Annotated in this window: 8 protein-coding genes; 4 read left to right on the top strand and 4 right to left on the bottom strand. The window is 40.0% G+C overall.

What is annotated here, in order from left to right:
• The first annotated feature begins 753 nt into the window (after nt 1-753).
• The 4 genes from QL986_RS08005 to modF all read left to right on the top strand — a co-directional run bounded on the left by QL986_RS08005 (nt 754) and on the right by modF (nt 6,809).
• A complete protein-coding gene (locus QL986_RS08005; protein ID WP_013463853.1) occupies nt 754-1,116 on the top strand; it encodes a hypothetical protein in 363 nt (120 codons plus the stop codon).
• Nucleotides 1,116-3,446 carry a fatty acid cis/trans isomerase gene (locus QL986_RS08000; protein ID WP_016899318.1) on the top strand — a complete coding sequence of 777 codons (2,331 nt, stop codon included), beginning with the start codon at nt 1,116-1,118 and terminating at the stop codon, nt 3,444-3,446. The genes QL986_RS08005 and QL986_RS08000 overlap by 1 nt, the downstream gene beginning before the upstream one ends.
• 119 nt (nt 3,447-3,565) lie before the next feature.
• Nucleotides 3,566-5,290 (top strand): response regulator, encoded by a 1,725-nt coding sequence (locus QL986_RS07995; protein ID WP_013463855.1) that lies wholly within the window; start codon nt 3,566-3,568, stop codon nt 5,288-5,290.
• A 67-nt stretch (nt 5,291-5,357) separates the two neighbouring features.
• Nucleotides 5,358-6,809, top strand: coding sequence for a molybdate ABC transporter ATP-binding protein ModF (gene modF, locus QL986_RS07990; protein WP_013463856.1), 1,452 nt, complete (start codon nt 5,358-5,360; stop codon nt 6,807-6,809).
• Between the two features lie 6 nt (nt 6,810-6,815).
• Here the strand turns inward: modF and QL986_RS07985 are convergent, their stop codons facing one another.
• The 4 genes from QL986_RS07985 to QL986_RS07970 form a co-directional block, all read right to left on the bottom strand.
• On the bottom strand, nt 6,816-7,694 hold the full coding sequence (locus tag QL986_RS07985; RefSeq protein WP_013463857.1) for a TraB/GumN family protein: 879 nt from the start codon (nt 7,692-7,694) through the stop codon (nt 6,816-6,818).
• Nucleotides 7,695-7,794: 100 nt separating this feature from the next.
• A complete protein-coding gene (locus QL986_RS07980; protein ID WP_013463858.1) occupies nt 7,795-9,729 on the bottom strand; it encodes an LTA synthase family protein in 1,935 nt (644 codons plus the stop codon).
• Nucleotides 9,720-10,091, bottom strand: coding sequence for a diacylglycerol kinase (locus tag QL986_RS07975; protein WP_008112748.1), 372 nt, complete (start codon nt 10,089-10,091; stop codon nt 9,720-9,722). The genes QL986_RS07980 and QL986_RS07975 overlap by 10 nt, the downstream gene beginning before the upstream one ends.
• Entirely contained in the window at nt 10,088-11,761 is a 1,674-nt protein-coding gene (locus tag QL986_RS07970) for a phosphoethanolamine--lipid A transferase (protein WP_096038094.1), read from the bottom strand. The genes QL986_RS07975 and QL986_RS07970 overlap by 4 nt, the downstream gene beginning before the upstream one ends.
• Between the last annotated feature and the right edge of the window lie 46 nt (nt 11,762-11,807).

Here is an 11,807-nt window from a genome sequence, read left to right as displayed (position 1 = left end):
GGTGTTGTAGCAACTATCGTAGAGTAATAATTAACGTTTAAGTTAATTGTTAGAAAAAGGTCACTTAGGTGGCCTTTTTTAATGGCTGCGATTTACATCATGTGAAGGTGGCGCAGTTACCTTAGGCATAGGTGCTTTGTAGCAACTATCGTAGAGTAATAATTAGCCTAGCTAATTAATACGAAAAAACCCGAGCTTAGCCTCGGGTTTTTTAATGCCTGCAATAAAATAAAGGTTTCAGGTGCAAGGTTTAAGGTTTTAGGTAATACCAATTCGCTTAATTAAGCGGTCTATTTTGAGGCAGGAAAAACGGGGTGATAGCTAGGCAAAAAATTCGCTATTTAGTTGTTCTAAATGAGAATTTTTTAACACAGGTAGCGGCACGTTTAGCCCCGCAAAATGATTGAGTATTATTGCGGATTGGTATAAAGCAGCTCGGTGTAAATTTAACACTGTCACTTGGGTTGAGTTTTATCGCACTTAGAGGGTAAAGCATGAAGGTTCTACACTTACCTTATGCATTGGTGCTTAGTAGCAACGATCGTTGAGTTCTCAATTACTGTAATGCTGCAGGTTTCAGGTTTTAATGAGTGAAGTTTGGCGTTCCTGTTGTTGTCGTAACGAAGTTTAAAGCAGCATTGATACCGCTGCTTAAAAATTAACGAGGCTATTTTAAGGCTTGTTTATCGTTATTTAAGTTGGAACGTTGTTATAATAGGTAATAATTAAATAGTCAGTAGCGCAGAGAGTCCAATGGAACTTGAACAAGATAGCAATTTAACACTTCCTTTATTTATTCTAGATGAAACACTAAGTACCCGTGACTTAGCGCAGCCTGACTTGGAAATTTCAGTTATCTTAAGTGATGAGCTGCTTACTCAACTATGCCAGAACCCCAGTGCTGACAGTAGTATAGGCATTAGCATTGCAGACTATGAGTTGAATATCATCAATTCAAGCTTTGCTACCATAGCGCATAGCGAGCATGACGCTCAATTAACCATAACACAGGGCCCTCTATTAAGCGCTGTGGTGACTACTGTTGAAAACCTAACATTCGTATCACCACAAATCGATATGATGCCTACGTTCGATTTAGGTGATGAGACTGAATAATGAAAAAAAATATTATAGGTACTTTTGTACTGATTATCTTAAGTGGTTGTGCTTACTTAGGTAATGCACATTACAATGAATTATTCGGTCCTGAGAAAACACAAGATCGTATGGTTGCTCATAATAGCGGTGCTGGGGCTGAGTTTTTACAGCAAGTAAAGCCTGTACTCGATAACCGCTGCGTGGTTTGTCATGGCTGTTATGATGCGCCTTGCCAATTAAAACTCTCTTCTCCTGAAGGTATCGACAGAGGCCTCAGTAAAGAGTTGGTTTACGATGGTACTCGGTTGTTAGCCTCAACGCCGAGCCGATTATTATTTGATGCAACCACGACTGAGCAATGGCGTGATAAAGAATTTAGCCCGGTATTAAACGAGCGAGCACAAACTGAAGAAGCCAATTTAGCGGGTAGTGTGTTATTTAATACGCTGGTATTAAAGCAAAGTTCACCCTTGCCAGAAGATGAAGTATTAGATGAACGTTTTGATTTTTCACTTAGCCGCAACCAAAGTTGTGCGACGATGGGTGAGTTTGACCAATTAGCGGATGAGCAACCGCATGCGGGTATGCCTTATGGCTTGCCTGGAGTGACTGCTGCTGAATTTCAGCACTTACAAAACTGGATTAAAAAAGGCGGGAAAATGGCGCACATCAAGCCGCCATCAGCTGCTGAGCTTGCGCAAGTAAAAAACTGGGAAGCATTTTTAAATCAAGATGGTTTGAAGTACCAATTATCAGCGCGCTATATTTATGAGCATTGGTTTTTAGCACACATCTACTTTAGTGATGCACAATCACCTAACTTTTTTAAGTTGGTACGCTCAAGTACTCCCCCTGGTGAAGACATTAAATTAATAAGTTCTCGTCGCCCTTACGATAATCCAAACGTTGAGCGTGTTTATTATCGACTGCTTCACGACCGTTCTACTATTTTATCAAAAACACATTTACCGCTTAAACTTAATGATGAAAAGTTGGCACGTATTTACCAGCAATTTATTGCGCCAAATTACACTGTATCTAGTTTACCAAGCTATGAGCCTACCCTTGCATCAAACCCGTTTAAAACGTTTGAAGCACTGCCTATAGATGCAAAATATCAATTTATGCTCGATGAAGCTGAGCTAATTATTATGGGCTTTATTAAAGGCCCTGTTTGTCGTGGTCAAATAGCACTCAATGTGATTAATGATCATTTTTGGGTGGCGTTTGCTGATCCTAAAAAGGTAGCGACTCCGGCGGTAGGTAAAATGTTGGTGCAACATGAGGATGCATTAGAGTTGCCCGCAGCAGAGGAAAGTAATGCGTTACCGATTTCTAATTGGGTCAAATACTCGGTTCGCGAAAAACGTTACTTAAAAGCCAAGGTAGAGCTTGCTAATAATCTGTTCAAAAACGGCGAGCATTTAACCACCGACTTATTGTGGAAAGGGGATGGGCACAATCAAAATGCGGCACTGACTATTTTTCGACACTTTGATAGTGCAACTGTAGTTAAAGGCTTTATTGGCCAACAACCTAAAACTATGTGGGTGCTTGATTACGCGCTGTTTGAGCGTATTCATTACTTGTTAGTTGCGGGCTTTGATGTGTATGGCAATATTGGCCATCAATTAATAACGCGCTTATACATGGACTTTTTACGTTTAGAAGGTGAGCACAACTTTTTAGCTTTGTTACCTGAAGCTCAGCGAGAGACAATTAAACAGAGTTGGTATCGAAAATCACCACCTAGTTTGTCGACCTTTTTTGAAAACAATCGTGAGTTTAGTCAACCCAGCGGTATTAACTATCAAACAGATGAACCGCAATCAGAGCTATATGGCTTAATTAAAGAGGCATTAGAGCCCGTTTTAAGTCCTCGTTATGACTATAAAAAAGTACCCGCACCATTAAGTGCGATTAATACCATGCCTGCTAAAGCAGTTAACTTACTGCCACAGCTATCGTATGTGCTAGTGAAAGAGCAGGATGGCCACACAGGCTATACGATTATTCACCATAACGCGCACTATAATATTTCGAGTCTACTAAACGAAGATGGACAGCGCGCCTATGAAGAAGATACGGTGACAATTGTTCCGGGCTTTATTGGTGATTACCCTTCTGCAATTTGGTATTTAAATAACGCCCAACAGGTTTCGGCCTTTGCCGAACAGTTACCGCTAATGCAAGTGGAAGCTGATTATCGCGCTTTAAAGTCTAAGTTTGCGATTCGTCGAACTCACCCGCAATTTTGGCAATACAGCGATATTTTACATCAGGTTGCCCGCCAGTACCGAGGTGTTGAATTTGGCATGTTTGATTATAATCGACTAGAAAATCGTTAGGTACACGCTAAACGGTTACAAGAGCCCAGCTTAACTAGCTGGGTTTTTTATATTTAATAATTTAGTAATTAGTTTGCTAAGCTTAGGCTACAGTTAAAACAAAAAAAGTAACCTAGTGTATGTTCAACATTGTTAAGAGTATTCGCAAACGTTACCGTTGGGCTTTAGTTGCTATTGCCTTGTTGGTCAGCGTATCTGCATTACTGATGCAATACTTCTTTTCAGTGCAAAAATACGATGCAAAAATTATCAATATAGCTGGCAAGCAACGTATGCTTTCGCAAAAAATAGCTTGGCATAGCAATGCATTAATTAATCAAACGGATAACCACGCACAACATCTTCAATCGTTAAAACACTCCCTTGAGTTATTTGAACAAGCCCATGAATATTTACTCACTAAGGATGAACAAGGTGACGCAGTTTGTCTAAATACACCTTTATTTGATTTATATTATGCCCCCCCAAGCAACTTAGATGCAGAAGTGTTGGCCTTTATAACGCAAGCTAAAAATTTGGTTTCTCGAAAGGAGCCTATTAATTTGGCTTCGTTTTCTGTGAGCGAAGTTGAAGCATTACTCAAAAAATTAGACACTGCGGTGAGCTTATTTGAGCAACAAGCGGTAAAAAAGGTTGATTGGATCTCTAGTATTGAACTGCTTTGTTGGTTTTTTACTCTGGCATTATTGTTTTTAGAACTTAGATTTGTGTTTATGCCGATGGAAAAACGAGTTCTGCAGACCTTACAAAAGTATCAACAACAAAAAGAATTTGCAGAGCAGGTAAGTAATAACAAAGAGCACTTTATTGCACGAGCCAGTCATGAATTTAGAACCCCATTACAGGGGTTAATTACCTCGATCGATGAGCTAAGAATTCCCACTTCACAGCAGGATATACAGCGCCAAGCTCGGTATTGCTCGGCGAGGTTGTTGGCGATGTTAGATGAATTACAAGATTTACAAGCGCTGAGTTTAAATCGTTGGTCGTTAAACCCGACCTCTGACAACTTACTAACCACCATAAATAAAGTGTTAGTTGTGTATGAATATGGTTGTACTGAAAAAGGGTTAAAGTTAATCAGAGAGTTAGCAGCGAGCTTAGACTGCGCGGTGATTGTAGATCATGCACGCTTACAACAAATAGTTAATGAGCTACTTAGTAATGCATTAAAGTTTACAGAGCAAGGAGAGGTAAAAGTCATCGCTACGCTCAACAATAACCAACTATCGCTGAGCGTCGAGGACACCGGCTGTGGCTTTGATCACCTTATCGAGCAATTAGAATTAGACAGCACTGAGCAAAGTAACCATTTTCAAGGACTCAGAACAGGCCTTGCCCGTGTACAATATATTGTTGATGCCTTTAAGGGCGAGATTCGTTTTGAAAATAATCGTCAGCAAGGGGCATCTGTATTTTTAACATTACCATTAGAGATGGATACTACTTTAAGCAAGTCATCGTCAATGCCTGATAACTTACATTGTTTAGTCGTTGAAGATAACCCACTTAATATGCTGGTACTCACTAAGCTATTAACTGCATTGAACATACACGCTGAATGCGCTGAGAATGGCAAAATAGCGTGTGAAATGGTCGCCAAAAAATCTTATGACGTCATCTTTATGGATTTAAATATGCCGGTTATGGATGGGTTTGAAGCCACTAAAATCTTGCATGATAACGATAAAACACTGCCGATTATTGTGGTTACCGCAAACACCTCTGATAGTGATCTTGCTCGCGCTAAAGCTTGTGGAGCAATAGGTCATATTCATAAACCCATAGATCAGCAAAGTATAATCGCGGCGCTAAACGATGCTTTTCTACCTGAGGTTGATTAAATCTCACTTGCTTAATTATTCCTTATTACGTTAGTTTGAGTTTTTAAGCTCTGTTTTGGGATCTAACGTGCGCTCAATTTTACTACAGCAATTTAGTGGTTATTTATCTACCGATGACAGTGAACGGTATTATATCGACGATTTAACTTGGCAAGTAAAGCAGGGTGAACATTGGGTCTTACTCGGGGGTAATGGTGCTGGAAAATCAGCACTCGCAGCAGCGTTAATTGGTGAAGCAAAACAACAAAGCGGGCAACGTCATAGTACCTTTAACAAGCTACAATTAGTGTCAAGTGATCTACAAAAGCAGTTACTTAATACGCATCGTAAAAGTGAAAAGCCACAAAAAGTAACAGACATGCTCTTTGCTGAGCCTCAAATAAATAGCGATTTATGCCAACTGTTAATCACCGCTTTTAATTTTGATGCCTTACTTAATCGTGATTTTACTGATTTATCTACTGGCGAAACGCGTAAATTATTATTAATTAAAGCGCTATCTGCTAACAGTGATTTAGTTGTGCTTGATGAACCATTTGATGGCTTAGACTCTGAATCGGTTGGGCAGCTCAACCGCCTATTACAGCAGTTGAGCGCACAAACCTGCTTTGTGTTTGTGCTAAACCGTGTTGACGAAATTCCAGCGTTTGTTGATCACTTTGCTTATGTGAATAATGGTCGTTTACAACATAGCTTGGCAAAACCGTGTGCAGCAAAACAAGCGGATTTATTCAAATTACTTCATTTAGAGCATACATCATTAAGTATTCCCGGTGCGCCTGAGCGCTGTTTTAAATCAGCGACAAACATGCCACTTGTTAAGCTCACTAATGCTCATGTGCGTTACAGCGAACAAACAATTTTTGAAAATTTAAACTGGACGATTAACCAATATCAGCACTGGCAACTCACCGGGAAAAATGGCTCAGGTAAAACTTGTTTATTAAATTTAATTACAGGTGATAACCCTCAGTGCTATAACAATGAGATTGAAGTGTTTGGTTTTAAGCGTGGCACAGGGGAGAGTATTTGGGATATAAAACAGCACATTGGTTATATTTCAAATACGCTACATTTGCAGTATCGAGTGAGTATTTCGGCGCTTAATACTATTATTTCAGGGTTTTTCGATAGTATAGGTTTATATCAACAAGCCAGTGAGTTACAAACGCGTTTAGCTAAAGAGTGGTTGGCACTAATAGGTTTAAGTGACAAAACAAATAGCGCTTTTACCCAGCTATCGTATGGCGATCAGCGACTATTACTGATTGTGCGCGCAATGGTTAAACATCCTGCTTTGCTTATTTTAGATGAGCCATGTTTAGGGCTTGATGAGGCAAATCGTCAACGCGTTTTACTGCTGATTGAAAAGGTGTGTGCTGCAAAAACGAGTACCGTTATTTATGTAAACCATCATGCAGCAGATACCATTAAAGGGATTGAACACACCTTAAAAATGGAAGATTTTAAACCGGCTCACTATGGGCAACAAGCTGCTCATAGTGAGACGCTTATATAAGCTTGTTTATAACTGAGTAACCTTAAACCCTTGGTCGCGAAGTTGTTTAATTAAACCATGCTGCTCAACTAAGTGCAGAGCACCTACCGCAATAAACACCTTACCTTGTTCAAGTTTAGGCGTGAGCTGAGTGACCCAATTATTATTGCGCTCAATAAGCATCACTTGCTCGCTTTGTTGACCGTATTGGCTGTCATCAAAACTGGTGTGGTAATAGCTGGTTAGGGTTTGCATATCGCCCTTTTTCCATGCATCCACTAGGGTGATAAAGTAGGTATTAATATCGCTTAGTTGCTCAAAAGTTTCTGCCATCATGGCATTGCTTAATGACTCTAAGCCATTAAACATCTGTAGTTGTTGCTCTATGGTTTCAAGCTCCGCAATGTTAATACTGTGCTTTTGCGCGTACTCGAGTATTTGCTTATCGATGCCGTTTTTATCAGAATAGCCCGCGTTTTGAAACTCAATTTGCATCATGGTCAACATGACAGCCCAAGGTTTAAAACTGTTGAACATGGCAATATCAATCGATTTTTTAGCAAAGTAGTCTTTGAGGAGTTGATAATTTTTTTCTGAAAGCTCGCTCTGTAGCGTACGCCCGTTAGTAAGCAGCATAAACGGCATAGAACGTTGTTGCATTTGTAATGGTGATAGTTTACTTATATCCACTTCAACAACAACTTGATTACTGTCATCCAGTGCGTGAGTCACTTTTTGTGGTAGCCCTTTCATGCTGGCATCACCCACATGCACGGTGCCAAATAAATACGAGCTAGCGCCTTGTTTTTCTATTTTGAATAGAGCCGGTGCTGCATAGCCATTGACGCTAAAGGCTAAAAGTAATAACACCATAAATAAATGACTAATACGTAATGACACGTTCATAAAATCCTATCCAAGTTTAAGTCGTTTTATAAATACTAACTTAGTTTACTTTATAGGTAACGTAAAAATGCCTGATTAATCAATCAGGCATTTTTCGGTGTTATTGATACCAATTATTGCTGTAGGCCATGTTGCCATAATTAGCCAGCGCACGAGCTTGCTTGATGAGTGCGCTATCGTTATGTTTGGGGTGTAATTGCTTATTTTTATAAATATAGGTGGTTGCCGGTTTATCTGGCTGCAAAATAACAACGTTATCATTTTGCATGTAAGCAAAGTTTTTATCGTACTGCATCATTGCACGCTGCTTATTTTTGGCCACAGGGCGAGTGAGATCGTGACCAATCATTGGGTGTTCACCGCTGGCGCCAATAAGCGACAGTAAGGTGGTAGGAATATCCAGCTGACTGGCTAATTGATGATCGCGTTTGGGCTTAATACCGTTTCCAAAAATAACCGCAGGAATTCTAAAGTGATCAATAGGTACAAGGCTGGAACCAGACACGCGTGAGTCGTGATCAGCAATCACTATAAACACAGTATCGTCCCAGTAAGATGACTTTTTCGCCTTTTCAATGAATGTGCCTAGGGCATAATCTGCATATTTAGCTGCGTTATTACGGCTTTGCTTTGGTTGCTCAAACAGGGCTATTTTACCGTCCGGAAATTCATAAGGGCTATGATTAGAACTACTAAAAATCAGACTAAAAAATGGCTTTTGCTGTTGTTGTAATTTATTCAGCTCTTTATCTGCTTGAGTAAATAAATCTTCGTCAGATGCGCCCCATGAACCATTAAAGTTAATGTTATCGAAGCTTTCACTATCAACAATATCACTAAAGCCGTTACCCAAAAAGAAGCTACGCATGTTGTCAAAGTGACTTTCTCCACCATAAATAAACTGAGTATGGTAGTCCTGCTTTGCTAAAAAACTAGCCAAGGTAAAAAAGTCACGTTGTGATTTATCGAGTTTTACAACCGCGCGTGAGGGAGTCGGTGTAAAACCGGTTATAACTGCTTCAATACCGCGTACAGAGCGAGTGCCGGTAGCGTATAAGTTATCAAATCCCCAGCCCTGTTGATAAAGTGCATCTATATTAGGCGTTAAGGGTAAGCCACCTAAGGTACCTACATAACGAGCGCCCAAGCTTTCTTGCAGAATAATAACCAGGTTTTTCTTTTTACCTTGGTAGCTTGCCTGATGAAAAGTGCGGGTAGGGGCATTTGGATTATTAAATATTGCTTGAGGATTTTGCATGGTACTGCGTACTGTGGCGAGTAACTCCTCTTGAGGGACCTTGCCATAATATGCCTGACTTGATTGCTCATTGGAGAGCTGTTTTAACGCAAATGCTACGCTATATGATGAATTAAGCGTGAGGTCATTCAGCAAGTGGTCGGTCGAAAATGCCACCATAGCGGGGTTTAATGGACGATGGCCTAATGAATTTCGAGCGCCTAACAGTGTTAGGCTACATATAATAACAGCTAATAGTGATAGTTTTATTGCCCCTAGGGACGAGCGGTTTTGCCATTGCTGAGTAAGAATTTTGTTAGCAAATTTAATGGTGAAAACGAGCGCTAAAACAGCGAAGAGGACTTCGAGTTTGTAACCTGAAAAAATCATTTTAGAGACTTCTTTAGGATAAATAAGGTATTCAATAAATAGGCGATTAGGGCGTAAGTCGTATTCGTTAATAAACGTGGGTGTAATAACCTCAAAAAACACTAACATTGCAGCCATTATTACTAAATACCACTTTACGACTCCTCGAATATAAGCAGTTAATTTGAGAGCATGTGCTGCAAGTGTTAGTAACAAAGCGGGGGTTATGATGTAGCATAATGTTGCTATATCAACACGTAAACCGCCTACAAAAACAAAGTGCCAGGCGCCTTCGGTAAATACACGGCCACTTTGCCACAAACTTAAACCTAATCGCGCAAAAGTTAGCAAGCATAGGAGTGCGAAAAAAAATACCGCTAAAACCCACAATGGCCCCAGTACTTTTTTAGTGCTACTGATTAAGTCCATAGCACAGACCACCAAACTAAAATAGCAATAAGCATGGCGATAAAGACACTGGCGGATGCAATATCTTTAGCTAGGCCTGATAGTTCATGATATTCGCTACCGATGCGATCAACCACCACTTCGACTGCGGTATTGACCAACTCAGCAAATAACACAAACAATAAGCTGGCAATCAAGATTAATTTGCTACTTAAAGTAATTTCTTGCAAGCAGGCAAATACGCCTAGCAAACTAAATAAAACCAACTCTTGCTGAAAAGCAGCCTCAAATCGGCTCATCCATTTTAGGCCGTTAAATGTATGGCTTAAGGTAAAAATTAGGCGCATTAGGCCTTGGCGTTTTATAACGGTTTTATTATTCATATTTTAGTTTCGCTATGGTTAATCGTTTGACATGACGCGAGTAAATCTTCAGAGGTTTGGTAGGTTTTACTCGCAACACCGGTTAAGCTTAAAAGGGTATGAAAAATAGCATCGTGTGATTGCGCTAAAGTGCTATTTAAGTTGTTTAGACACTTGGCTGTAATGCGCTGATTATGCTCATCAGCCCAGATGTAAAGAGGCACATGGGTTTGAGCTGTTGGTGCAAATGCATAGGGAAAGCCATGTAAGTATGCGCCATTTTCACCGAGCGACTCGCCATGGTCTGACACATACAGTAACTGCTTATCAATATTAGCTGGCAGTGCCTTTAACTGTTCAATAACTTGAGCGTTGATAAAATCACTATAAGCAATTGTATTATCGTAGGTGTTAACCAGTTCTTCAGCGCTACAGTTTTGAATATCGCTGCGGTCGCAGGTTGGACTAAACTGTTTAAATTTTTCAGGGTAGCGCTTAAAGTAAGTAGGGCCATGTGAACCCATCATATGCAGCACTATAACCGTATTAGCCTGACTCAAATTGGCAAGCTTGTACTTTAAAGGGGCTAGTAACGCTTCATCAAAACAGTATTTACCATCACATAGTTCAGATGCTTTGGTATCAATATTAATGGTAGGTACGCGCGTGCAGACGTTTTTACAGCCACTGTTATTATCAACCCACAAGACATCTGCGCCTGCTTGTTGTATCAAATCAATTACGTTTTGCTGGTTATCACTGTCTAAACGAGAAAAATTGGCATGAGTTTGCAGTGAAAACATACATGGTACTGACACTGCTGTGGCCGTGCCACACGACGATACGTTATCGAAATAAGTGACATTATGTTTTTGCGTGTATTGGTTGGTATTACGCTCATAGCCTTGGTAGGAAAAATTTTCAGCTCGAGCGGTTTCACCAACCACGATAACAGTAACTCGTGTTGTGCTTGGCGATGCTAAAGTTGGCGTGGTATCAATATTTTTAAATTCAATATCGCTATAAAGTAACTGGTCACGGGCGTATTTGTAGCCACTAGAGAGATATTGAAATGGAATAATTTCTTTTTTAAGAATACGGTTATTACGACCCGTTGCCGCGTAATCGGCGTAAAAGTTAACGACCACTAATGCAATCAGTGCAAAGCTTGCTAAAAGCAGTTTAAGACGGCTAATAACTTCTTTGTATGGGCGAGCGCAGTTTATTTTTATTCTACTCAAAATAAAGACAGGTAATGCGGCAAAAAGCAGTAAAAAGCCAACAAGTTGCAGGTTTAAATAGCTTAACGCTTCACTAGAGTCAGTTTCGACGGTGTTTTGTATCATGGAATAATCAAACACCACACCATAGTTCAATGAGCCATATAACGCCGCACTCGAGAGCACTAGCAGCAAGTAGTTAATGGGTTTTAGTATTCCCCGAATAGAAACCACTGAAAAGAATATGATTAGCAAACAAATCAGTAGTAACGGCACAGAAAACAAAAATAGCCATGAAAATGTGTGCAACGAGGTAATAGCGCTAAACGCACCATGCATAAATGGAATATTAATAACTAAGCCGTAATAACAAGCCATAAAAATAATGAATGCATTAGCACTGCAATTAAAATAAAAGCGTTTTTTAGTATTTTCTTGCGGTTGCTTACTGAGTTTGAAAGTTGGGTTCATAACACGCCTCTTTTTCGTGAACGTTGTTATGCTAGGCTGCCAGACT

The organism is Pseudoalteromonas sp. APC 3250, assembly GCF_030407915.1.
GTDB lineage: Bacteria > Pseudomonadota > Gammaproteobacteria > Enterobacterales > Alteromonadaceae > Pseudoalteromonas > Pseudoalteromonas tetraodonis.
The sequence above is the reverse complement of the archived record's forward strand: the minus strand, read 5'-3'. Positions and strand labels throughout refer to the sequence as shown.

What these genes read in the sequence shown, in the direction of transcription:
- QL986_RS07985 (WP_013463857.1), bottom strand. Translation starts at nt 7,694, where the DNA reads ATGAACGTGTCATTACGTATTAGTCATTTATTTATGGTGTTATTACTT.
- QL986_RS07980 (WP_013463858.1), bottom strand. Translation starts at nt 9,729, where the DNA reads ATGGACTTAATCAGTAGCACTAAAAAAGTACTGGGGCCATTGTGGGTT.
- QL986_RS07975 (WP_008112748.1), bottom strand. Translation starts at nt 10,091, where the DNA reads ATGAATAATAAAACCGTTATAAAACGCCAAGGCCTAATGCGCCTAATT.
- QL986_RS07970 (WP_096038094.1), bottom strand. Translation starts at nt 11,761, where the DNA reads ATGAACCCAACTTTCAAACTCAGTAAGCAACCGCAAGAAAATACTAAA.
- QL986_RS08005 (WP_013463853.1), top strand. Translation starts at nt 754, where the DNA reads ATGGAACTTGAACAAGATAGCAATTTAACACTTCCTTTATTTATTCTA.
- QL986_RS07995 (WP_013463855.1), top strand. Translation starts at nt 3,566, where the DNA reads ATGTTCAACATTGTTAAGAGTATTCGCAAACGTTACCGTTGGGCTTTA.
- QL986_RS08000 (WP_016899318.1), top strand. Translation starts at nt 1,116, where the DNA reads ATGAAAAAAAATATTATAGGTACTTTTGTACTGATTATCTTAAGTGGT.